The sequence below is a fragment of the Pseudomonas ovata genome, assembly GCF_003131185.1.
GTDB lineage: Bacteria > Pseudomonadota > Gammaproteobacteria > Pseudomonadales > Pseudomonadaceae > Aquipseudomonas > Aquipseudomonas ovata.
Genome location: NZ_QFFU01000001.1, coordinates 347,923 through 371,564, shown reverse-complemented (window position 1 = coordinate 371,564; position 23,642 = coordinate 347,923). Strand labels below are relative to the sequence as shown.

Here is a 23,642-nt window from a genome sequence, read left to right as displayed (position 1 = left end):
ATGTGTAGCTGATTTCCCAAACTTCTCCGGCCATATTGCTCATTGCCATATCTGTCTTCACTCTGCGGCCCTTCACCGTGCCGCTTGGGAGGGCAGACATGTTGCAAACAGCACCGGAACCTGAGTGTTCGCTGGCAGACCTGACGCGTCAGGCCCAAGCGCTGACCATCGATAATGCTCGATGCATGGCCATCGTCCGGCTGGGGCTGATTACCACGCTGTATTTCAGGAATGGCCATACGCAAGCCGTGCGCGAGCGTCTTGAGGCGTGTTTCCTGCGCTTCTACCAAGCGTTCAGGGCTGAGCTCAAATGTCAGTTTTTCCAGCATCGACGCTCGCTTTCGCCTTCAGGTTTTGCCGCCTGCCGACGTCAGGCCCGTGAACGCTCGCCGGACCTGCCACTGCTATGGTCGTTGTCCAGCAGCGGTGCCGAGCAGGCCGCGGCCTACAGCCTGTTTGTCGTGGCCGCTTCCCGGATGCAGGGTGAGAACGACCTTTCATGCCTGAAAATGGTCTTGCCGTGGTCTTTCCTGACTGAACCTGACGGCCTGCGGGCCTACGATGACTGGATACGCTATCTGTGCAATGCCGTGCAGGCCGAGCACGGGTTTGGCGGGCTGGCCTGCGTGCTGCCCGCCGAGGGGCATCGCTACCTGCCGCTGGAATACCAGCTCGCCCGGCAGTACAGCGGGCTGATGGTCGACCCGCGCCCGCATATCGACAGCCTGCGTCTGCTCAGGCATATCAAGGGCGTGAGCTGGTACACGGTGCTGGGCCATGCATTCGTCAAGCGTCTGGGGGGCAGCGATGCCCTGCGTGCACGTGCAAGCCTCTGGAGCGATGTGCAATTTCAGGCGTACGACGGCGGGCTGTTGATTCGTGCCGGTCGAGTGCCGGAACTGGGCGATGTGAGGGGGGCGGCGCCACAGGCGTATGCCCGGGTCAACCGGCTGATCCGCCCGGTGCGTCTGCAGGACACCGGCTGCCTGCATCCGTATCTGCCCAGCGACAAGGGATTTACTCCTCAGAGCACGGCCCGTTGGTATGCGCGCTTTGACGACAAACCGGTGCCGCCGGTCAGTGCCGGGCAAGCCTGCCCGCAAGCCGGCTATTGGTTCAGCAACGCCCGTGCCGGTTCACGTCGCCTGTTTCGCGAGGGCGAGATCATGCCCGGCTTTGCCGGCATCAAGGTCGAGCGTACGCAGTGGTTTCTGGACAAGCAGCAAGGCTAGCGCCCGCGCAAGACGGTATTGGGCATTGCCAGCGCGACCCCGAGGCCCAGCAGGGCGATGCCGGCGCTGACCAGCAACAGATGGCGGAACGTCTGCGCCAGTTCTGCCCGCAATGCCTCAAGCGCCGGTCCGCGGGTGGCCTCGAGGCTGGCGAGCAAGGCGTTGCCTGAATGACCTTCGCTGCCCAGTGCTCCTGCGCCCAGCGCTCCAAGGCCAGTGCCTTGCAGCATGGCCAGCAACAACGCCGACATCAGCGCCACGCCCATGGCCCCACCCAGCGAGCGAAACAGGTTGCTGGTGCTGGTCGCCACGCCCATGTCGCGCGCCTGCACAGCGTTCTGTCCTCCCACCAGCGAGGTCGGAAACAGCATCCCGGTGCCAATGCCGGTCAAGACCATGAACGCCCCCGTCAGCCACACCTGCTGCGGGGCCGTAAAGGCCAGACCCAGAATCGCCAGGGGCAGTAGCAACGTACCGCCCAGAATCAGGGGTTTGTAACGCCCCGTCATCGATGCGCGCCGGCCGGCGCAATACGCCCCCAATGGCATGCCCATCGCCAACGGTAACAGGTGCAGGGCCGCGCTATCGGCGCCTGCGCCGGTCAGCGTCTGATAACGCAGCGGCATCAATACCGTCAGCGAAATGGACTGGAAACTGGCGAAAAACACGGTCAGCCAGCACAGCACCGCACTGCGGCTGGCAAACAGGTGCATCGGCAGCACCGGCTCGGCGGCCCGACGCTCATAAGCAATGAAGGCCACCAGCGCCAGCACGGCAACGCCCAGCAGGGCCTGCACATGCCGGTCGGCCAGGCCATGGCCCTGGCCGATTTCCGTGATGCCCAGCAACAAGGCGCCTAGGCCGAGGATCATCAACATCGTGCCCAGGTAATCGATCACCGGTTTGCGTTGCGGAACCGGCAGGCCCTTGAGCGTGCGGTGGGCAACGACCAGGGCGACGACGCCCAGCGGCAGATTGATCAGAAATACCCAGCGCCAAGACCAGTACTCGGTCAACACGCCACCCAGCACCGGGCCGGCGACACTGGCCAGGGCGTACATGCTGCTGAAATAGCCCTGGTAACGTCCGCGTTCGCGAGGCGGGATAATGTCGCCAATGATCGCCTGGCTGACCGAAACCATGCCACCGGCACCCACTCCCTGGAGCACGCGCGCCATTACCAGTTGTTCCATGCTCTGGGCCATGCCGCACAACAACGAGGCCACGGTGAACAGCGACAGGCCGATCAGCATCAGGCGCCGTCGTCCGTACAGGTCGCCCAGCTTGCCGTAGATCGGCACAGCGACGGTCATGGCCACCATATAACCGGAAATCACCCAGGCCAGCAGGTCGACGTCCTTGAGTTGGGCAGAAATGGCCGGCAGCGACACCGCAACGATGGTCTGGTCCAAGGCGCTGAGAAAAGTCGCCATCATCAGGGCGAACAGAATACTGCCGATGGCAGGCGAAGTCGGATCGGGGCGGGTCACGGCAAAACCTGAAGGTGGTTACCCCGCGTGCAAGCGGGTCGGTCATGCCGGCCAGTCTAGTCCGTTAGCTTGCTAATCGATAGCCTTGCACAGCCTCATCGCAAGGCGGCAAGTGAGGCATTGGTGGGGGAGCAGTGGCCAAAGGCACACGCGACGGCAGCGGGCGCTTGCCGGATCTGCTCGATACGATAGGCGCCAGCGGCATACAACGCAAAGACGCCAACCAGACCCATTACAGCCAGGCATTTTCTTGTAGTGACTCTCATGACGCACCCCCTGGATCGACCTGTGGAGTATTTGAAGAGTTACTTCAAGTGTAGGACAACACTGCGGTTTGCAAGAAAAATTGGCCAGAGGCCAGCGCCTGTCCCGTCCTGGGGAGGTTAGAATCGCCGATCTTTTTACCAGAGGAGCATCTTCACATGGCCCGTAGGGAATTCGAGCATTTCGAAGCGGTGTCGGCGGCGATTCCAGCGCAAGGCGCCTATCAGGCGGCCATTGCCGTCAAGGCACTGCAGAGTGGCGGCGCGCCGCGTTTTCATGCCGTGCTCGACGGCCAGGCGTTCAAGACCGCCGATGAGGCCGACCAGGCGGCCGTCGGCGAGCTTGAGCGTCTGCTGGGCGTCGATGCCGACGCTGAACTGGTCTGGCGCCCGGCCTCGTAGACAGCCTCAGGTCCTGGGGCGGTGCATCTTGAACAGCGCTTCGGGGCCCAGCTGGAAATAATCGGCAGGGCCACCGCCACGCAGGATCGGCTCGGCGGCAGCGGTGTCATAGATGCCGTCCTTGAGCAGCCAACTGGCGATATGCACCGCCACCACCTCACCCAGAATCAGCCAGCTCGGCACCAGTGCCTGATCTGCCCGTTGCAGTTGCACGATCTGGGTCACCTTGCATTCGAACGCCACCGGCGTTTCCTTGACCCTCGGCACCGCCACCCGTTGTGAAGCCTGCGGTGTCAGCCCGGCCAGTTGAAACTCGTCAATGTCGGCCGGTACGGCCGCGCAGCTCTGGTTCATGGCCTCGGCGAGCGAGCGGGTGGCCAGGTTCCAGACGAACTCGCCGGTCTGCTCGATGTTATTGAGGCTGTCCTTGCGGCCGACGCTGCAAAAACCAATGATCGGCGGCACATAGTTGAAGGCATTGAAAAAGCTGTAGGGCGCCAGGTTCAGAACGCCCTGGGCATCCTGGGAAGAAATCCAGCCGATCGGACGCGGACCGACAATGGCATTGAACGGGTCATGCGGCAGGCCGTGGCCCTTGGACGGTTCATAGGAGTAGATGTCATCTGACATGTCGTGCTTCCTGGCAGCGGGGTGTTGTTGAGGCCTTAATAGTGCTGGCGCAGGCAATCTGTGGCAATCAGTGCCGCGACATGAACGGACAAGCCATAAAAAAATGCCAGTCAGGGGGCTGACTGGCATTAAACAGGAGCATCGAGGAAAGCTGGAGCAGAACGTTGAGCACCGATCAGGTCAGGCGGTTGGCACCGACACGGTCGGCACCGTCAGCGGCCAGGCGGTTGGCGCCTACACGGTCGGCACCGTCGGAAGTCAGACGGTTGGCACCGACACGGTCAGCACCGTCAGCGGCCAGGCGATTGGCACCTACACGGTCGGCACCGTCGGAAGTCAGACGGTTGGCACCGACACGGTCAGCACCGTCAGCGGCCAGGCGGTTGGCACCTACACGGTCGGCACCGTCGGAAGTCAGACGGTTGGCACCGACACGGTCAGCACCGTCAGCGGCCAGGCGGTTGGCGCCTACACGGTCGGCACCGTCGGAAGTCAGGCGGTTGGCACCGACGCGATCGGCACCGTCAGCGGCCAGGCTCTGGTCGGCACCCTTGATGTCGATCAGGGGCTGGCGGTTAGGGCCGACGTTGTCGGAACCATCGGCGGCCAGATAGTCGGCGCTGATGGCTTGATGAGCGGTGTCAGTGGCTGGCAGGGCGAAGGCGCTGGAAGCCAGAACAGAGAAAACGAGGCCGGCGAATACAGTGGTCTTTTTCATGGTGGTGTCTCCAAGTTCGGGAAGTCTGTTCGGGTGAGTTGTTGTCCCGGTATGGAGGCCATGCTACGCCGCGCATGATTATTAAGAAGTTAATAGGGTTGCTAGCGAACATTGCTGAAAATGATAGTTGGCCGCAGCGCCCGGTTTTCGGGCCGCGCAGACCGGAATGGGCATTGACGGTGCACTTTCTGAAATATCGCGAAATAAGCCCTCTTGACAAATCTGAAAATGGCTTTTTAGACGCCCGAATGAGCGCCGGGCAGGGCAGCGTCGTGCACTGTCGTGAGCCGGCTTGATCAAGCGCTGGCCATGAAAAAAGGGACAGCCCACAGATGCGGACTGTCCCTTCTCATCAACGCAACGCGAGATCAGTCGGTTTCGATCCGCGAATGCTTGCGTGTGTCCTTCATGAACACGTACACCAGCAGCGAGCAGGCGATGCACGCGGTGACGTACCAGTAATAGCCGGTTTCCATGCCGACGCTCTTGAACCACAGCGCGATGTATTCAGCGGTGCCACCGAACAGCGAAACGGTCAGCGCATACGGCAGGCCCACGCCCAGGGCACGAATCTCGGTCGGGAACAGCTCGGCCTTGACCACCGCGTTGATCGAGGTGTAGCCGCTGACGATGATCAGCGCCCCCATGATCAGGAAGAACGCGCCCCACCAGCTCTGGATGGTATGCAGGGTGGTCAGGATCGGCACCGTGAACAGCGTACCCAGGACACCGAAGGCGATCAGGATCGGACGCCTGCCGATCTTGTCCGACAGCGCACCGATGACCGGTTGCAGCAGCATGAACAGGAACAGTGTCGCCGCCGAGATCGAGGTCGAGTCAGTGATGCTCATGCCCACCGTGTTGACCAGGTACTTCTGCATGTAGGTGGTGTAGGTGTAGAACGCCAGGGTACCGCCCATGGTCAGGCCGACCACCGTCAACAGCTCCTTGGGATGGCGCATCAGGGTGCGCATCAGGCTTTCCTTGGCCTTTTCCTTTTTCTTCTTGGTGAACGACTCGGTTTCTTCCATGCCACGACGCAGGTACAGCGCCACTACCGCACACAACGCGCCGATCACGAACGGAACGCGCCAGCCCCAGGCGTACAGCTCTTCGGTGGTCAGGACCCGTTGCAGTACGATCAGCACGCCCAGGGCGATGAGCTGGCCGGAAATCAGCGTCACATACTGGAAGCTGGAAAAGAAGCCACGGCGTTCCTTGGTCGCCATCTCACTGAGGTAGGTGGCCGAGGTGCCGTATTCGCCACCGACCGACAGGCCTTGCAGCAGGCGGGCGAAGATCAGCAGGATCGGTGCGCCGATACCGATGGTTTCATAGCCCGGTGTCAGGGCAATGACCAGCGAGCCGAAGCACATCAGGATCACCGACGCCATCAATGCAGCCTTGCGGCCTTTGTAGTCGGCATACAGGCCCATCAGCCAGCCGCCGATCGGGCGCATCAGAAAGCCGACGGCGAAGATGGCAGCGGTATTGAGCAGTTGTGCGGTGGTGTCGCCCTTGGGGAAGAACGCCTTGGCGAAATACAGCGAGAACGCTGCGTAGACATACCAGTCGTACCACTCGACCATGTTGCCGACCGAGCCGCTGAAGATCGACTTGAGGCGCGAGGAAGTGGTTTTTGGCGCGGCGGTAGTGCCCGCCGACTCGGTGGAGGAGTTGGGAATAGCCATCGTGATCCTTTGCCAGGTCATTGTTTTTAGTAAGGGCCGCGTGACTGCGGTCCATGGACAAGACATAGCAGGACTTGTGCCACCCCCTGAAGGCCCGTAATAGAGCGATTCAGGGGCGGTGGGTAAGCAATAATCCGCCTATTGGCCCGATGGCATGAGCGGATTTTTGCCGATCAGGACGACTCGGATCGGGTGGGGCGGGCACTGGCGTACAGCCGTGCGCACAAGTCTTCGATCCGGTAGGGCTTTTGCAACAGCTCGAAGCGCTGTGAAGGTTCTCGATTGAGGTCGGCAAATGCAATGCTGTAGCCACTGGTAAGGATTACCGGCATGCCGGGCCAGGCCTGCTGGATGTTGGCGTACAGTTCGACGCCGCTCATGCCGGGCATGGCGATGTCCGAAAACACCACATCGAAGGGCTCTGGATCCGTGCGCAACACCTCCAGCGCCTGTTCGGCCGCCGCAGCCCATACGACGTTGAAGCCGCTCTGTTCCAGCATGGCCGAGGTGTAGGTGCCGATCTGCGGATTGTCTTCGACCATCAGCACCCTCAGGCCGCTATCGGCCAGCACCGGCCGGCTGTGCTGCATGGGCGCTTGCTCGGGATGGGTGGCGCTGGGCAGATAAAGGGTAAAGCGACTGCCGCTGCCCAGTTCGCTGTGCACCGCCACTTCACCGCCGGACTGTTTGACAAAGCCGAAGACCTGCGACAGCCCGAGCCCTGTGCCCTGGCCGACGCCTTTGGTGGTGTAGAACGGTTCGAAAATCAGACCCAGCTTGTCTGCTGCGATGCCAGAACCGGTATCGGTCAGGGTGATGGCCACATAAGCGCCCGGTGCCAGGCTAGTCACGGGCGCCAGGGCAGAAGCCTCCACGCGCTCGACCCGGATCGTCAACTGGCCGACACCGTCCATGGCATCGCGCGCATTGACCACCATGTTGATCAGGGCCGTGTCGAACTGGCTGCCATCGGCGTAGATGTAGCAGGGCTCCCCGGGGAGTTCGATACCGACCTGAATGCGTGAGCCGGTCAGGCTGTCCATCATCTCGCCGATGCGCGATACGCTTTCGTTGAGGTCGAACACTTGCGGTTGCAAGGCCTGGCGCCGGGCAAACGCCAGTAACTGGCCGGTCAGGCGGGCGGCGCGGTCAACGGTGCTGGAAATGGCCTCGACATAGCGCATGCGCTTGGCTTCGGGAAGGTGTTCAGGCTTGAGCAGGTCGGTACAGGACTTGATCACCGTCAGCAGGTTGTTGAAGTCATGGGCCACGCCACCGGTCAACTGGCCGATGGCTTCCAGCTTTTGTGCCTGGCGCAAGGATTCTTCGGTGATCCGCAAGGCTTCGCTGGCCTCGACCTGCGCCTGGATGTCCCGGCCTACGGCATGAATGAACTGCTGATCGGGTACGGCGGCCCAAGCGATGGTCCGGTACGAGCCGTCAGCATGCCGATAACGGTTCTTGAAGTCGGCAATCCTCAGGCCGTGCGCCAGATTGGCCATGGCCGCCAGGGTCGGTTCGACATCATCCGGGTGCACCAGGTGCATGAAATCGCCACCCGGCAACGACGCCTCATCCCAGCCAAGCACGCTGTTCCAGGCCGGATTGAGCGCATGAATGGTGCCGTCAAAGCGCGCCACCAGCATCAGGTCGGTCGACAACTGCCAGATCCGGTCGCGGTCAAGGGTGCGTTCCTGCACTCGTTGTTCGAGCGAGTCGTTCAGTGCGCGCAGGGCCTCTTCGGCATCGTAGAGCGCGGTCATGTCGCGTGATACGCAGAGGATCTTTTCCGGTTGACCGTTTTTGCCCAGCACCGGGCTGACGTGTACGTGCCACCATTTGCGCTTGCCACCCAGCGTCTCGGCCATGCCGGTAAAGCTTCTGCTCTGGCCGGCCTTGGCGGCGGCAACGGCAGCCCGGGCTTCCAGGTTGCCCTGGCCTTCCCAGAAGTCCGGCCAGGGACAGCCATGCACGGCATTGAAGTCGCTGACTTCCATTATTTTCTGACCGCCTTCGTTCATGAAGGTCAGCCGTGCTTCCAGGTCCAGCACCTTGATGCAGTCGTTGATACTGGCCAGCACGCGCTGGCTGAAGGCATGCTCCTGTTGTTGAACTGCCTGGGCGTTGACCTGCGCGGTCAGGTCGTGCACCACGCAGAGCGCGCCGGCCACGGGGCTGTCTTCTTCGGCCAGCAATGAGTCCGACAGCGGTGAGCACGACAGCGTCCACCAACGGGTCTGTGGCGGCTCAAGATGTGTGCAGGACACGGGCATGGATTCGCATTGCGTGCTGTGCCCTGCCAGCGCTTGCATGATGTACGGACCCAGGCTGTGCCAGGGCAGGCCTGCCACCGAGGCTGCCGGCTTGCCCAGCAACAGGTGCGGCGCAAGACCCAGCGCCGTGCAGCCGGCGTCATTGGCAAACAACAGGTGTTGCGGGCCCCAGACCAGCAGCATGCAGGTCGGTGAGGCGAACATCAGGTTCAGGGCGCCCAGCAGAGGGGCGGGCCAGTGCTCACGCACGCCCAGGGTGCTGCTCGACCAGTCATGCTCGCGTACGAAGCGGGCCGCTTCTGCACGGCTGACAGGCTGTTTCGGGGAAATGGTCACGGTAGGTTCAGCTCCAGGTCTGGTTCCATGAAGCGCAAATTTCGCGGCCAGATGATGTCATTGTGCCTTAGTCCTGGCGAGCGCCAGAGGTTCAGGCACATCGCTCAGGTCAGGAAGTGTTCGCGTACCAGTCCGTGGCGTTGCATTTTCTCGTTCAAGGTTCGACGCGGCAGCTGCAACTCGTTGAGCACCGCCTTGATGTCGCCTCTGTGCCGGGTTAGCGCGGCGCGCAGGCATTGAGCTTCAAATGCTTCCTGTTGATCGACCAGCGATTGTCCGGAAGGTTCGCTTGGCGTCTGGTTCAGGCCCAGGACTTCGCGCTCGGCGGCATTGGCCAGCTCGCGGACATTGCCAGGCCAGTCATGACTGAGCAGCCGGCCCAGCCGGGCGCCGTCCGGGATCGGTGCCGATCGGCCCAGGCGTGCGGCCGCCGCCTGGATGAAATGCTGGTAGAGCAGGGCGATGTCCTCACGGCGTTCACGCAAGGCCGGCAGGCGCAGTTCGGCCACATTCAGCCGGTAGGCCAGGTCTTCGCGGAAACGCCCGGCGCGGGCTTCGTCGAGCAGGTCGGGCTTGGTGGCGGCAATGATGCGCACATCGACACTGATGCTATGGTTCGAGCCCAGGCGCTGCAGCTGTCGATCCTGCAGCACGCGCAGCAGTTTGGCTTGCTGGGCGAGGGGCATGCTTTCGATTTCGTCGAGAAACACCGTGCCGCCGTTGGCGAACTCCAGCCGGCCGATGCGCTTGCCCTGGGCACCGGTAAACGCGCCGTTTTCATGCCCGAACAGCTCGGCTTCGAACAACTGCTCGGGAATCGCGGCGCAGTTCAAGGCCACAAATGGCTTGTCGGCGCGCGGGCCGAAGTCATGCAGGCAGCGCGCAACCAGTTCCTTGCCGCTGCCGGTTTCACCGCGAATCAACACGTTCACCGGCAGGCCGGCCAGTTCCAGCACCTGGCGGCGTAAGGTCTGCAGGCTGGGCGATACCCCCAGCAGCGCGGCTTCAAGCCGGCTGCGCGCGTCGGCCTGTTCATGCAGGCGACGGTTTTCCAGGATCAACTGGCGCTTTTCCAGAGCGCGGCGCAGGGTGTCGAGCAGCGCCTGCGGACTGAAGGGTTTTTCCAGAAAGTCATAGGCGCCTTCGCGCATCGCTTCCACGGCCATCGGCACGTCACCGTGGCCGGTCAGCAGAATCACCGGCAGGTCCTTGTCCTGGGCCTGCAAGCGGGCCAGCAGCGCCAGGCCGCCCATGCCGGGCATGCGCACGTCGCTGATGATCACGCCGGGAAAGTGCTCGGGCAACTGCGCCAGGCACTCTTCGGCACGGCTGTGCAACTGCACCTCGAAGCCTGCCAGGGTCAGCCAGGGCTCGATGGCCTGGCGAATGGCGGTTTCGTCATCGACCACGATGACCGAATTGAGGGTCATGGTTCGGACTCCAGGAAATCATTGGCCAGGCTGAAACTGAACACCGCGCCGTCACCGCCATTACGGGCCGTCAATTGCCCGCCCAGGCTGTGGATGATCGCATATGACACCGCCAGCCCCAGGCCCAGCCCGTCACCCACAGGCTTTGTGGTAAAGAACGGATCGAACAGGCAGGGCAGGTGCTCGGCTGCAATGCCGGTGCCGCTGTCGATCACGCTCAGTTGCCACTGATCATCCCGGGCTTCGATACGCACTTCCAGGCGCTTGTGCGGCTGATCGCGCAGGGCATCCAGAGCGTTGCGCAACAGGTTGATCAGCACCTGTTCCAGGCGGATGGCGTCGCCGCGCACCCAGGCCGGCCGCGCCAGGTGCAACACGCATTCGACCTGTTCCTCGCGCAGGCGGGTGTCAAGCAGCAGCAGGGCCTGGTCGACCACATTGGCCAGGTCCAGGCGCTCGCGCAGCCCGTCGGGGCTCTTGCGGGCAAAGGTCTTGAGGTGACCGGTCAAGGCGGCCATGCGGGTCAGTTGCTGGTCGAGCAAGGCCAGCGCCTGGCAGGCATCTTCGATACGGCCCTGATCGAGCAGCAGGCGCAGGGTTGCCAGTTGCATACGCTGCGCGGTCAGTGGCTGATTGATCTCATGGGCCAGGGCCGCCGACATCTGCCCCAGCGCCGCCAGCTTGGTCGATTGCACCAGGCCTTCCTGAGCGGTGCGCAGGTCACGGGTGCGTTCCTCGACCAGGCGTTCCAGCTCGTTGCGGCTGCGTTCGCGCAAGCGCGCCATGCGCCAGCGCTGCGACAGGAACAGCCCGAGAAACACCAGCATCAGCCAGAGACTGGCGGCGGCAAGGCCTGCATTGCGAATGTCTTCATTGACCGACACAGGCTTGCGCAACAGGTGCAGGGTCCAGTTCTCATCGGGCATCGCTTGCGATTGCCAGAGATACTCGGCGCTGCCTTCGGGGGCTTCCACGCGACTCAAGTGGCTGCCGGGACCAAAGCGTTGCAACACCCGGCTGCGCAAGGGCGACAGGGGTTTCTTGTCATATTGGCGGGTGCTCAGCAGGTCGGCGCGGTCTTCGACGGAAATCGATTGCAGCTCGCGATAACGCCAGTCAGTGCGGTTGGCCAGAAACACAATGCCCTTGGCATCGCTGGCCATCAGCAGGTCGTCGTCCTGGGCCCATTCGCGCTCAAGGGTGGGGAATTCCAGCTTGACCACCATGGCGCCCATGAACTCGCCATCGTCATCGAGCACGGCATTGGACAAGAAGTAACCGGGAATGCCGGTGGTCACCCCCACGGCATAGAAACGCCCCGTCCCTTTGGCGCGGGCCTGCAGGAAATAGGGGCGAAAACCGTAGTTATTGCCGACATAGCTCTTGGGGTTGCGCCAGTTGCTGGCGCCCACCGCCACCCCATGCCGATCCATCAGCTCCAGCGAGGAGGAGTGCGCTGCTCCGTTGATGCTTTCAAGCTTGCGATTGAGCGACGCCTGCGCCTGTTCGCCCAGAGGCGCACGCACTGCATTGCGGATCTCGGTGTCCAGCGCCAGTACCGCCGGCAGGGCGCGGTAACGCTCGATCAGCGTATGCAGGGTGTTGGCATACAAGGCCAGCCGGTCGCTGGCGCGCCTGGCTTCTTCACTGAGCACATGCTGCTGGGTCTGACGCATGGCCAGCGCGGCACAAATCGCCGCGCCGGTCACAATGACCAGCACATAGACGAACAGGCGCAGCGTGCGTTGGGTAAGCGTCATCGGGGAGCCTGCAGTTTTCAAACGGTTGCCCGGGCAGGCGTGTGCCTGCCCGGTGCCGCCAACAACCTTAAAGCAGGTTGAAACGGGTTTCCTTCACGTTCGCCGAGTCCAGGCCGATCATCACCTTGAACTCGCCGGCTTCGGCCGCGTACTTGAGTGCCTGGTTGTAGAACTTCAGGTCGTTCTCGCTCAGGGTGAAGGTCACGACCCGTTCCTGGCCAGGCTCAAGCATGACGTTCTGGAAGCCCTTGAGCTCCTTGACCGGGCGGCTGATCGAGGCGGCCACGTCGCGCAGGTACAACTGCACCACGGTGGCGCCGGCGACCTTGCCGGTGTTCTTGACCGTGACGCTGGCGGTCAGCGTGCCCTGGCGTGGCAGCGTATCGGCAGACAGGGTGATGTCCGAGACATCGAAGTTCGTGTAGCTCAGGCCATAGCCGAACGGGAACAGCGGGCCGTTGGTTTCCTCGAAGTATTGCGAGGTGTAGTTGCCAGGCTTGCCCGGTGTATAGGGACGACCGGTGTTCAGGTGGGCATAGTAGCTGGGCAACTGGCCAACCGAGCGTGGGAAGGTCATGGGCAGCTTGCCCGACGGGTTGTAGTCGCCGAACAGCACATCGGCAATCGCGTTGCCGCCTTCGGTGCCGGCAAACCAGGTTTCCAGTACGGCGTCGGCCTGCTCCAGCTCCTCGCCCAGCGCCAGCGGCCGGCCATTCATCAGCACCAGCACCAGCGGCTTGCCGGTGGCCTTGAGGGCCTTGATCAGGTCGCGCTGCCGGCCGGGAATGTACAGAGTGCTGCGGCTGGCCGACTCGTGGGACATGCCACGCGACTCACCGACCACCGCCACGACCACGTCGGCCTGCTGGGCGACCTGGACCGCCTCGTCGATCATTTCCTGGGCCGGACGCGGGTCGACATCCACTTCCTTCTCGATGAAGTTCAGGTAGTTGAGTACGTTTTCCTTGTCACTGACGTTGGCGCCGCGCGCATAGACCAGTTTGGCCTTGTCTCCAACGGCCTTTGCCAGTCCGTCATAGACAGTGACCGACTGGTTGGGGCGTCCGGCGGCCGACCAGCTGCCGAGCATGTCCAGCTGGCTCTGCGCCAGGCCGCCGATCACGGCGATGGTGCCTTGCTTGTTCAGCGGCAGGGCGTTGTTGTCGTTTTTCAGCAGCACCAGAGTCTTGCGTGCCACCTCACGGGCTTCGGCACGGTGCAGGCGATCTTCGGAATACGTGTCGGCCGGATCGTCACCGGCCACGCCGATGCGCTTGTACGGGTCGGCAAACAGCCCCATGTCGTATTTGGCGCCCAGCACTTCGCGTACGGCGTTATCGATTTCCTTGACCGATACCTCACCGGACTTGACCAGCTCGGGCAGGTATTTGCCGTAGGCGGCGTCGTTCATGCTCAGGTCGATGCCGGCCTTGATCGACAGCTTGGCCGCCTCGCGGTTGTCCTTGGCCACGCCATGCTGGATCAGTTCGCCAATGGCGCCGTGGTCGCTGATGGTCACGCCCTTGAAGCCCCAGTCCTTGCGCAGCAGGTCCTGCATCAGCCAGGTGTTGGAGGTCGCCGGGACGCCATTGATCGAGTTGAGCGCGACCATGACCGCACCGGCCCCCGCATCCAGGCCAGCCCGGTAAGGCGGCAGGTAGTCCTGGTGCATGCGCGTCGGGCTCATGTCGACGGTGTTGTAGTCGCGACCGCCCTCGACCGCGCCATACAGGGCGAAGTGCTTGACGGCAGCCATGATGCTGGCCTGCTCGGCCGGGCTGTTGCCCTGGAAAGCCTTGACCATGGTTTCGGAAATGCGCGAGACCAGGTAGGTGTCCTCGCCAAAGCCCTCGGAGCTGCGACCCCAGCGTGGGTCACGCGAGATGTCGACCATCGGCGCGAAGGTCATGTCGATACCATCGGCGGCGGCCTCTTTGGCCGAGATGCGACCGCTCAGGGCGATGGCCTCAAGGTCCCAGCTCGCCGCCATGCCCAGGCTGATCGGGAAAATCGTCCGATGACCATGCACCACGTCATAGGCGAAGAACATCGGAATCTTCAGACGGCTTTTGGCGACAGCGGCCTCTTGCAGAGGACGGTTTTCTGCCCGTGTAATGGAGTTGAAGGTGCTGCCAATCCGACCGGCGGCAATTTCCTTGAGAATCATGGGCTGCGGCACTTCACTGCTGATGCTGATCAGGCGCAGCTGGCCGATCTTTTCATCGAGCGTCATCTGTTTCATCAGGCCGGCGATGAAGGCATTCTTGGCTTGCAGAGGCGTTTGCTGCGCAGCCCCGGTCGGGGTGGCGGCCAGCGTCGAATGGCTGGCCAGGACGGCCAGCAAACCTGTTAAGCACAACTTGTTCATGAATGATTTCTCAAGGCTTATGCCAGTAACCTGCGTCAAATACCGGCTGCCAGATTTTAGGGTTTGAACCTTTGGCGGTATTGTTAAGCCAGAGCACAGAGGTCGTCGCTGGATGTTTTGTTGCATCATAGGGCGCTGATGCAGCCAGTTTTGACCGATACTCCGGCATTGGCGCCGGATTATGCCGGGGAACTTGCGATTTGGCTAAGGCAGCGATTTTTCCGGCGACTCGAAACGTACGACAGGAGACACTTCAGGATGCATGCACAGGGTTGCAGTCATGCCCCAGGCCTGCGGCATAGAGCGCCAGGGCGTCAATGGGTTACCCTCTGCGGGTTACGGATTGGCAAGGCCGGGCAGGTGAAGCTTTGAAGGCTGTTCTAAACATGATGATGCTGTCTGTGCTGTTGCTGTGCAGCGCCACCCAGATGGCCCGGGCCGACGAGCCTGCTTTATTGTTCCCGCCCATGACGGGCAGCGTGGTCGATGCCGCCCAGATGCTCGACAACCCGACCACGGCGCGCCTGTCGACCATGCTCGGCGAGCATGAACAGGCGACCGGCGAGCGGGTCGTGGTGGTTACGCTGGTCGACCTGCAGGGCACGACCATCGAGGATTACGGCACGCGCCTGGGCAAGGCCTGGGGCATGGGCAGCAAGGGCAAGGGCAATGGCGCCCTGCTGATCGTCTCGCGCGACAACCGCAAGGTGCGTATCGAGGTCGGTACCGGCTTGCAGGGCCGCCTCAACGAGGCCCAGTCATCGATGATCATCAACATGCTGGTCACCCCGGAGTTTCGCGAAGGCAATTTCGCCACCGGCATCGAGCGTGGCGCCCAGGCCATGATCGCAGCGCTGGGTGGGCATGTGCCGGATGACCCTGACCCGTCCCCGGACAGCACCTACGTGGGGCAGTCGGGCAGCGTGCTGTGGTCCGTGCTGCTGCTGGTACTGGCCGGCGTGGCGCTGTTCATGGCCGTGCTGGCGATGACCAACCTGGGCCGACGCCTGCGCAGCAAGGCCGACGGCGGCCGGGGCAAGCTCGACCCCTCGGGCAGCCGCGTCATTCGTGGCAGTGGCAAGGGCTTTGGCGGTGGCGGCGCTTCCGGCAACTGGTAAAACAGGAATTGAACATGAGGCATGCATGGCTTTACTGAGTCAGGATGAACAGCAACTGGTCGCCGAAGCGATCAGCCGTGTCGAACGCCGCACCGATGCCGAACTGGTCACGGTCCTGACCGCAAGGTCGGACGATTACGCCTACGTGCCGCTGGTCTGGGCTGGGGTCATGGGCCTGCTGCTGCCAGGCATCGTCAGTTACACCACCGAGGCGCTCACGGCCAACCAGTTGCTGCTGGCGCAACTGACCACCTTCGTACTGGTCGCACTGCTGTGCCGCATCACCCGGGTCACCAGCCAGTTGGTGCCTTCTTCGGTGCGTCGCTGGCGCGCCGGCAACCTGGCCCGTCGACAGTTTCTCGAACAGAACCTGCATGCTACGCCCGGCAGCACCGGCATCCTGCTGTTTGTCAGCGAGGCCGAGCGTTATGTCGAGATCCTGGTCGACCAGGGCATTTCCAGCCGCCTGCACGACGAGACCTTCAAGGCGATGGTCGATGTGTTTACCCAGCAACTGCGCAACGGTCAAAACCTGCAAGGCTTCCTGGGCTGCATTCATGCCTGTGGCGAGCTACTGGCCGACCATGTGCCGGTGACCCGCACGCGCAATGAACTGCCAAACCGGTTGGTGGTGCTGGGTTAGTCGACGGCGACAGACACACAAAGCGGACTTCTGGCAGCGCTGGCGCTAAAATGCCCCGCTTCCTGATCTGCCCAGCCGCCCGAGGCGTTTTCGATGTCTGCCACTTCCACACCTTCTTCTGCCACCGACCCGCGTGACCGGTTTCTCGGCCTGCTGGACGACTGCCTGACGCAAAATGCCCTGGTCAAGCTGGTCCTGGCCCGTCATGTGGGCACCGAGGCCGACCTGCAGCGCATCATCATCACCCCGGTGACGATCAAGGAGCAGGCCTGCCTGTCGTTCGTCTACCGCTACAAGACCCGCGACATCACCAAGAACCACGCGCTGGTCGAGGCGCAGGCGTTGATCGGCGACTTGCTGCCCGGTGCCTTTCGCAATGCCCATCTGCTGACCCTCAGCGACGAGGCGCAGCTGGAGTTCAGCAAAAAGGGCAAGCCCAGCCTGGCGCGTCATGCCGCGCAACAGTCGCGCGAAGCGCCGTCCGCCGGGCATGACCGCGAGAAAAAACGCTACCTGGAACTGACCCGGCCGTTTCTCACCGATCTGGGCGTGACCAACCGCCAGCACGAACTGATCCCGGCCATGTCGCGCAAGTGGAAGCAGATCAACAAGTTCATCGAGGTGTTTTCCCATGCCCTGGCCACCTCACCACTGAGCCTGGACAAGCCCGTGCGCGTGGCCGACTTCGGCTCGGGCAAGGGCTACCTGACTTTTGCCATTCACGACTACCTGCGCAACACCTTGCAGGCCGAGGGTGAAGTCACGGGTGTGGAGCTGCGTGAAGACATGGTGACCCTGTGCAACACTGCTGCCGCGCGCCTGGAGCATCCCGGCCTGGTGTTTCGCTGTGGCGACGTGCGCAGCGTGGCGCCCAGCGAGCTGGACGTAATGATCGCCCTGCATGCCTGCGACATTGCCACCGATTACGCGATCCACACCGGCATCCGCTCGGGCGCGGCCATCATCATGTGCTCGCCGTGCTGCCACAAACAGATCCGCCAGCAGATCCAGAGCCCGGGCCTGTTGCAACCGATGCTGCAATACGGCCTGCACATGGGCCAGCAGGCCGAAATGGTCACCGACAGCCTGCGCGCCCTGTTGCTCGAAGCCTGCGGCTACGAGACCAAGGTGTTCGAGTTCATCTCGCTGGAACACACCAACAAGAACAAGATGATCCTGGCAGTCAAACGCGCAGAACCGGTCGACCCGGCCCGCCTGCTGGCGCGCATCGCCGAGCTCAAGGCGTTCTACGCCATCACCGAGCAGTGCCTGGAAACCCTGCTGCGCGCCGACGGCTTTCTCAACTGACGACGGGCTTGGGGGCTACGACCGTGGTCTTGCGCCCCAGGACCACTGTGCCGATCACGGCAACCGCAAAGAGCCAGGTGATCGGTTCGACCTGCTCGCCAAACAGCAGTGCCGACAAGGCGATGGTGAAGAAAATCTGCAGCAGCTGGATCTGGCTGACCCGCGAGATCCCGCCCATCGCCAGGCCCGAGTACCAGGCAAAGAAGCCCAAAAACTGCGAAAACAGCGTCACATAGCCAAACGCCCACCAGGCCGATGCCGAGACCGGTCCCTGATGCTGGCTGGCCAGCCAGAGCACCGGCCCCAACAGCAGCGGAAACGCCAACACCAGCGCCCAGCAGATCACCTGCCAGCCGCCCATTTCCCTGGCCAGTCGTCCGCCTTCGGCGTAGCCCAGGGCGCCGACGGCAATCGCGCCGAGCATCCACAGATCGCCGACCTGAATGCTGCCGGCGCCATTGATCAGCGCATACCCGAGCACCAGCGCGCTGCCCAGCGCTGCGCAGGCCCAGAAGGCCCGCGAAGGGCGCTCGTGCGAGAGCCAGGCGGCATAAATGGCCACGAACAGCGGCTGGATACCGTTGACCAGCGCGCCGTGCGAGGCCGGCAGGCTTTGCATGGCCCAGGCCGACAGCACCGGAAAACCGACGATCACCCCCAGCACCACCAGCGCCAGGCCCTTGAGTTGCTGGCGGGTCGGCCACTTCTCCCGGCGCCAGAGCAACAGCAGCGCGGCGGGAATCGCCGCCAGCAGGGCGCGGCCCATGCCGTTGAGCAGGGGGTGGATTTCCTGGACCACGATGCGTGTCATCGGCAGGGTCAGGCTGAAGATGATCACGCCCAGCAGGCCCAGGGCCATGCCGGTATTTTCACGAGAGGACATAAGTGACGCCAGCGTTGTGCAGTGGAGGGCAAAGCCGGCATCTAGCCATAGACGGCCGGGTTTTTCCTTCACAGCTGGGCAGTGATTGAGCCGTACAGTTGGTCGGGTCAAGGCCATGCAGGCGCGTTTTCATTGCGCCAGGTCAATACCGCTGCCCTGTGCTGCGCCGATGCTGGGCCCCTGTCTACACACCCATGCCCCGCGCCGGCCCGGACGGCGTATCAAGAGGATCCGCCATGAGCAGCACCTTTTTCATTCCCGCCGTGAACATGATCGGCAGCGGTTGCCTGCAAGAGGCCATGCAGGCCATTCGCAAATACGGCTTTCTCAAGGCGCTGATCGTCACCGACGCCGGCCTGGCCAAGGCCGGCGTGGCCACGCAAGTGGCCGGGCTGTTGGTCGAGCAGGGCATCGACTCGGTGATCTATGACGGTGCCCGGCCCAACCCGACCATCGCCAACGTCGAGCAAGGGCTTGAGCTGCTGCAGGCGCACCAGTGTGATTTCGTGATTTCGCTGGGCGGCGGCTCGCCCCATGACTGCGCCAAGGGCATTGCCTTGTGCGCCAGCAACGGCGGCCACATCAGCGACTACGAAGGCGTCGACCGCTCGCAGCAGCCGCAACTGCCACTGGTGGCTATCAACACCACGGCCGGCACCGCCAGTGAGATGACCCGCTTCTGCATCATCACCGACACGGCACGGCACGTGAAAATGGCGATCATCGACCGCAACGTCACCCCGATCCTGTCGGTCAACGACCCGCAAATGATGGCCGGCATGCCGCGTTCGCTGACCGCTGCGACCGGCATGGATGCCTTGACCCATGCCGTCGAAGCGTACGTGTCCACTGCCGCCACACCGATCACCGACGCCTGCGCACTCAAGGCCATTGGTTTGATCGCCGGCAACCTGCAGCGGGCTGTCGAGCAGGGCGACGACTTGCAGGCCCGGGAAAACATGGCCTATGCGCAGTTTCTGGCCGGCATGGCGTTCAACAACGCCTCGCTCGGCTATGTGCATGCCATGGCGCACCAACTGGGCGGTTTCTACGACTTGCCGCACGGTGTATGCAATGCGGTGCTGCTGCCCCATGTCCAGCGCTTCAATGCCAGTGTCAGCGCCGCGCGGCTGACCGATGTGGCCCACGCCATGGGTGCCAATATTCGTGGCATGAGCCCCGAGGCCGGCGCCCAGGCCGCCATCGATGCCATCAGCCAACTGGCGGCCAGCGTCGAGATTCCGGCCGGGCTGACTCAGTTGGGGGTCAAGCAAAGCGACATCCCGACCCTGGCCGCCAACGCCCTGAAAGACGCCTGCGGCCTGACCAACCCGCGTCCGGCCGATCAGCAACAGATCGAAAGTATTTTCCAGGCGGCGCTGTAACCCGCAAACACGGCCCCCTGCACCGAATTCAACACCCGGTAATCAATGATTCATTAATGTTTGATGCGAGCGCAAACAGCCCACTACGCCCATTACCAGCAACACAATGGCGGCATATTCCACCGGTTGCGGCCAGCGGCCTTCCCAGAGAAAGCCCAGTAGCAAGGCCGCCAGGGTTTCGATGACCAGCACCTGGCCGCTGAGCGCCAGCGGCAGCAGGCGACTGGCCTGGTTCCACAAGGCGCCGCCGAGCACCGAAGCCAGCAGGGCCACGCCACCGGCCACCAGCATGAAGTGCAGCCAGGTGTACGGGGTGTGTGCACTGAATGCCGGTCCCAGCAACGGCACCGCGAGCACCAGTGACTGGGCACCGGTCATGACCCCGGCCAGCAATGCCCAGTCATTGGCCGACACGCCGGTCATGGTGCTCAGGCGCCGGGTATTGCTGACCGCAAACCAGCTCCAGCTCAACAGTGCGCCGACGGCACACAGCAGGCCCCAGCCGATATCGGCTGTGTTTTCAGCGTGGCCGCCGATGGACAGGGCGTGCAGGCTGATCAGCAGGACGCCGGCGATGGCGCAGCACAATGAAGGCGCCAGCCTGGGCAGCGAAACGGCATTGGCATCCTTGCGCCCGGCCAGCGTCATCAGTACCGGGATCAGGCCGACAATCAACGAGATGGTGGCGACGCCAGCCAGTTGTACACCACTGCCGACCAGCGAGTAATACAGCAGGTTGCCGATCAGGCAGAGCCAGAACAGCGACACCCAGTCCTCACGGCGCAGGCTGGCACAGGCGCGGCGCCAGCGCGGGGCCAGCAGCAAGACCGAAATCAGCCCGTAACAGAGAAAACGCAGCACGGCGAACTGAGCGCCCGACAGACCGGGCGTCAGTTTCGGCCCGAGAAAAATCACGCCCCAGCACATCCCTGCACCCACGCCAAAACCGATGCCCCTGAGCAGTACCCGATCAGCCACCATCACCACCACCGCCGTGCAGATTCAAAGCGGCCAGTCTGAAAGGTGGCGATCAGGTTTTATTGTCTGAACGTCCCGGGTTTTTTACCCAGGCTCTTGCGATAGGCTGCCGGTGTGACGCCACACAGGCGGTGCATGGCGCGGGTCAGCGCGGCCTGGTCGGAAAAGCCGCAGCGAAGGGCGATTTCGGCAATCGGCAGACGGCTGTCGGTCAGCCATTGTCGGGCTTTATGCAGGCGTACATCGGCCAGCCAGGCTTGCGGGGTTTGATCAAACAGCGCTCGAAAGCGCAGGTGCAGCTGGCTCAGGCTCATGCCGGCCAGACGGGCCATGGCGTCATTGGTCCACGCCGCGGCGGGGTTGGCCTGCAATTGCGCCAACAATGCCTGGATGCCGCTGGGCGCCGACAGCGGGCTGCAGGCCAGGGACGACAGCAGCAAGGGCGCCAGTTGTCCGGCACTGTTGCCAAGCGTTCGAGCGTCGACCAGTTCGGCGAACTCGATCAAGCGTCGCGTGGCTGGCGAAATGGGGACATAAATGCGCTGCGCCAGGCTGTCCAGCACCTGTTCCTGCCAATCGCCTGGCGGGCAGTCGAGCACCAGAAAGCGGCTGCCGGCCTCGGCCACCTGCGCATGCCGGGCGCCTGGTGCGACCAGCGCAGCGGTGCCAGCGTCCAGGCGTGCGCCATGACCTTCCACGTCGATTTCCATGCGTCCACTGATAGGCAGCACCAGTTGGGTGAAATCGTGCTGATGGTGGGGATGCTCGCCGTGATAGCGGCGGATGTCGAGCGTTGGGGCCACGGGAGATTCCGGTGCAAGGGGCCGAGGCCATGAATCTATCACAGCCATCGACTGCCGTAGGGTGGCCCTTGCGTGGGGTGTGCCATCCTCCTTCAAAAATAAAATAAATTATTGATTTAATTAAATATTAAATGCACCACCTGTAGGAGCGCGCTTGCCCGCGACCGGCTGCATTAGCAGTCGTAAATTTTTAGCGTCTGTACAATTTTTGCGAGCGCTAACGCACTCGGTCGCGGGCAAGCGCGCTCCTACACCCTGTGTTTGCTGCGCGACAGCGTGCCGCCTTGGCTATCGGGTCTGGTCGCGGATCGCTTTCCACTCCAGCCCGAATCGCGCCAGGTATTTACGCAGCCGGTCGGCATCGTTGGGGTTGGCCTTGCCCAGGCGTGACACGCCGAACAGCGTGCGCCCGGCAGCGGACAGGCTGTCGGCCTGACGACACACCTCAATCACAGCCTTCAGTTGCAGGCGGTCGAACAGGTCCAGCTCCAGGCCGTCTTCGAGCAGGGGTTGCAGAGTGTCCTGTTCCTGCTCCTGCTCGAGCCCCCAGGCAAAGCGCAGGCGCTGGATCTCTTCTTCGACCTGGCTTTCATCGATGCGTCCGCTGTCGGCCAGGGTGGCCATGCGTGTGATCGAGGCCGACAGTTCACGGAAGTTGCCCAGCCAGGCGGCTTCGCCGGCGCAGGCAAAATCCAGATAACGCCGGCGTGCTTCCAGGTTGAAACGCACCAGCCGGCCTTGCTCACGGGCGTAACGTTCCAGTTCGAAGTCGATATTGGGCTCGATGTCTTCACGCCGGCCATTGAGCCCCGGCAGGCTGAAGGTCCACAGGTTGATGCGCGCATACAGGTCTTCGCGAAACTGCCCCTGCAGCACCCGCTCGCGCAGGTCGCGGTGGGTGCCGGCGATGATCAGGAAATCGCTGGCCACTTCCTTGTCCGAGCCCATGGGGAAGAAGCGTTTCTCTTCGATGGCCTTGAGCAGCATGGCCTGCTCGTCGGCGCCCAGTTCACCGATCTCGTCGAGAAACAGCATGCCGCCATCGGCCGCCCGCAACAGGCCGTCGCGGGCGTTCTGCGCGCCGGTAAAGGCGCCCTTGAGATGGCCGAACAGGGCCGACATGGCACCGTCGCCGCGCAGGGTGGCGCAGTTGACCTCGACAAAGCGGCCTGGCACCTGGTGCCGGCTGCGCTTGAGTTCGTAGATGCGCCGGGCCAGGAACGACTTGCCGGCCCCGGTCGGGCCGATCAGCAGCATCGGCGCGGTGGAGCGCAGGGCGACCCGTTCGATCTGTTCGATGGAGCGATTGAAGGCCGGGTTGCGCGTGGCAATGCCGGCCTTCAGAAACGCCAGGCCTTGCAGGCGCTTGTCGGCAAAGCGCGAAGCAATATGATCATAGCGCGACAGGTCCAGGTCGATGATGCTGTGGGTGCCGGTGGCGAGCGCTTCCGGGTCCAGGCGCCGGGCCGGCGAGGTCTGGATCAGCCGCGCCGGCAGGTAGCGCGCCTCGGTCAGCAGGAACCAGCAGATCTGCGCGACGTGGGTGCCGGTGGTGATGTGCACCAGGTAATCCTCGTGTTCCACATCGAACGGGTAGGCGCTGGCAAAGTCGTGCAGCGCGCCATACACCTCCTGGAAGTCCCAGGGGTTTTTCAGGTCCATCGGATGCAGGCGGACCTCGGTTTCCGGCGACACCTGACGGATGTCCTCGACCACCCGCTGGGCCAGGCTGACGTCGCGGGCGTCGATACCGTGGATCAGCTCCAGACGGTGAATCAGTACATCCGGCTGCTGGCACAGGCCAATGCTTGGCCGCCAGTGGCTCCAGCGTGCCGCGCCCTTGCCGACTCGGTCAAGGGTGGCGCCGAGAAAACCGATGGCAACGGTATGCTTGGTGGACATGTTGATACTCTGGGATAAGTGGCGATAAA

Annotated in this window: 18 protein-coding genes; 6 read left to right on the top strand and 12 right to left on the bottom strand. The window is 63.0% G+C overall.

Annotated features, from left to right (window positions below; all coding sequences use genetic code 11):
* Nucleotides 1–98: 98 nt before the first annotated feature.
* Nucleotides 99–1,232 carry a type VI immunity family protein gene (locus DGA31_RS01655; RefSeq protein WP_109511330.1) on the top strand — a complete coding sequence of 378 codons (1,134 nt, stop codon included), beginning with the start codon at nucleotides 99–101 and terminating at the stop codon, nucleotides 1,230–1,232.
* Here the strand turns inward: DGA31_RS01655 and DGA31_RS01650 are convergent.
* On the bottom strand, nucleotides 1,229–2,722 hold the full coding sequence (locus tag DGA31_RS01650; RefSeq protein ID WP_277749392.1) for an MDR family MFS transporter: 1,494 nt from the start codon (nucleotides 2,720–2,722) through the stop codon (nucleotides 1,229–1,231). The genes DGA31_RS01655 and DGA31_RS01650 overlap by 4 nt on opposite strands.
* 422 nt (nucleotides 2,723–3,144) lie before the next feature.
* On the opposite strand from DGA31_RS01650, the gene DGA31_RS01645 reads away from it, so the two are divergent.
* Nucleotides 3,145–3,387 carry a hypothetical protein gene (locus DGA31_RS01645; protein ID WP_056834392.1) on the top strand — a complete coding sequence of 81 codons (243 nt, stop codon included), beginning with the start codon at nucleotides 3,145–3,147 and terminating at the stop codon, nucleotides 3,385–3,387.
* Between the two features lie 6 nt (nucleotides 3,388–3,393).
* Here the strand turns inward: DGA31_RS01645 and DGA31_RS01640 are convergent, their stop codons facing one another.
* The 7 genes from DGA31_RS01640 to bglX form a co-directional block, all read right to left on the bottom strand.
* Nucleotides 3,394–4,017, bottom strand: coding sequence for a flavin reductase family protein (locus DGA31_RS01640; RefSeq protein ID WP_056834394.1), 624 nt, complete (start codon nucleotides 4,015–4,017; stop codon nucleotides 3,394–3,396).
* Nucleotides 4,018–4,192: 175 nt separating this feature from the next.
* Nucleotides 4,193–4,735 carry a phage infection protein gene (locus tag DGA31_RS01635; RefSeq protein ID WP_109511329.1) on the bottom strand — a complete coding sequence of 181 codons (543 nt, stop codon included), beginning with the start codon at nucleotides 4,733–4,735 and terminating at the stop codon, nucleotides 4,193–4,195.
* Between the two features lie 368 nt (nucleotides 4,736–5,103).
* On the bottom strand, nucleotides 5,104–6,426 hold the full coding sequence (locus DGA31_RS01630; protein ID WP_056834398.1) for an MFS transporter: 1,323 nt from the start codon (nucleotides 6,424–6,426) through the stop codon (nucleotides 5,104–5,106).
* A 173-nt stretch (nucleotides 6,427–6,599) separates the two neighbouring features.
* Nucleotides 6,600–8,903 (bottom strand): PAS domain-containing protein, encoded by a 2,304-nt coding sequence (locus DGA31_RS01625; RefSeq protein ID WP_109511502.1) that lies wholly within the window; start codon nucleotides 8,901–8,903, stop codon nucleotides 6,600–6,602.
* A 236-nt stretch (nucleotides 8,904–9,139) separates the two neighbouring features.
* Nucleotides 9,140–10,465, bottom strand: coding sequence for a sigma-54-dependent transcriptional regulator (locus DGA31_RS01620; protein WP_109511328.1), 1,326 nt, complete (start codon nucleotides 10,463–10,465; stop codon nucleotides 9,140–9,142).
* Nucleotides 10,462–12,225, bottom strand: coding sequence for a sensor histidine kinase (locus DGA31_RS01615; protein WP_109511327.1), 1,764 nt, complete (start codon nucleotides 12,223–12,225; stop codon nucleotides 10,462–10,464). The genes DGA31_RS01620 and DGA31_RS01615 overlap by 4 nt, the downstream gene beginning before the upstream one ends.
* A 67-nt stretch (nucleotides 12,226–12,292) precedes the next feature.
* Nucleotides 12,293–14,593, bottom strand: coding sequence for a beta-glucosidase BglX (gene bglX / locus DGA31_RS01610; protein WP_109511326.1), 2,301 nt, complete (start codon nucleotides 14,591–14,593; stop codon nucleotides 12,293–12,295).
* Between the two features lie 392 nt (nucleotides 14,594–14,985).
* Here bglX and DGA31_RS01605 point away from each other — a divergent pair, with 392 nt between their 5' ends.
* From DGA31_RS01605 to DGA31_RS01595, 3 genes are all read left to right on the top strand, one after another.
* On the top strand, nucleotides 14,986–15,711 hold the full coding sequence (locus DGA31_RS01605) for a TPM domain-containing protein (RefSeq protein ID WP_109511501.1): 726 nt from the start codon (nucleotides 14,986–14,988) through the stop codon (nucleotides 15,709–15,711).
* 25 nt (nucleotides 15,712–15,736) lie between these two features.
* Nucleotides 15,737–16,354: a TPM domain-containing protein gene (locus DGA31_RS01600; RefSeq protein WP_056834407.1), complete on the top strand. Its 618-nt coding sequence runs from the start codon at nucleotides 15,737–15,739 to the stop codon at nucleotides 16,352–16,354.
* A gap of 93 nt (nucleotides 16,355–16,447) precedes the next feature.
* The gene (locus DGA31_RS01595) at nucleotides 16,448–17,662 is read left to right on the top strand and encodes a class I SAM-dependent methyltransferase (protein WP_109511325.1); all 1,215 of its coding nucleotides are present in this window, start codon (nucleotides 16,448–16,450) and stop codon (nucleotides 17,660–17,662) included.
* Here the strand turns inward: DGA31_RS01595 and DGA31_RS01590 are convergent.
* On the bottom strand, nucleotides 17,655–18,545 hold the full coding sequence (locus DGA31_RS01590) for a DMT family transporter (RefSeq protein WP_056834411.1): 891 nt from the start codon (nucleotides 18,543–18,545) through the stop codon (nucleotides 17,655–17,657). The two genes, DGA31_RS01595 and DGA31_RS01590, sit on opposite strands and share 8 nt — an antisense overlap.
* Before the next feature lie 236 nt (nucleotides 18,546–18,781).
* Here DGA31_RS01590 and yiaY point away from each other — a divergent pair, with 236 nt between their 5' ends.
* Nucleotides 18,782–19,930, top strand: a complete 1,149-nt coding sequence (gene yiaY / locus DGA31_RS01585; RefSeq protein ID WP_056834413.1) for an L-threonine dehydrogenase — start codon at nucleotides 18,782–18,784, stop codon at nucleotides 19,928–19,930.
* A gap of 42 nt (nucleotides 19,931–19,972) precedes the next feature.
* Here yiaY and DGA31_RS01580 read toward each other — a convergent pair whose 3' ends face one another.
* The 3 genes from DGA31_RS01580 to rtcR all read right to left on the bottom strand — a co-directional run bounded on the left by DGA31_RS01580 (nucleotide 19,973) and on the right by rtcR (nucleotide 23,613).
* On the bottom strand, nucleotides 19,973–20,911 hold the full coding sequence (locus DGA31_RS01580) for a DMT family transporter (RefSeq protein WP_109511324.1): 939 nt from the start codon (nucleotides 20,909–20,911) through the stop codon (nucleotides 19,973–19,975).
* Nucleotides 20,912–20,967: 56 nt separating this feature from the next.
* Complete coding sequence (locus DGA31_RS01575) at nucleotides 20,968–21,711, bottom strand: AraC family transcriptional regulator (protein WP_109511323.1); 744 nt, start codon at nucleotides 21,709–21,711, stop codon at nucleotides 20,968–20,970.
* A gap of 288 nt (nucleotides 21,712–21,999) precedes the next feature.
* Entirely contained in the window at nucleotides 22,000–23,613 is a 1,614-nt protein-coding gene (rtcR, locus tag DGA31_RS01570; protein ID WP_109511322.1) for an RNA repair transcriptional activator RtcR, read from the bottom strand.
* Nucleotides 23,614–23,642 lie beyond the last annotated feature (29 nt).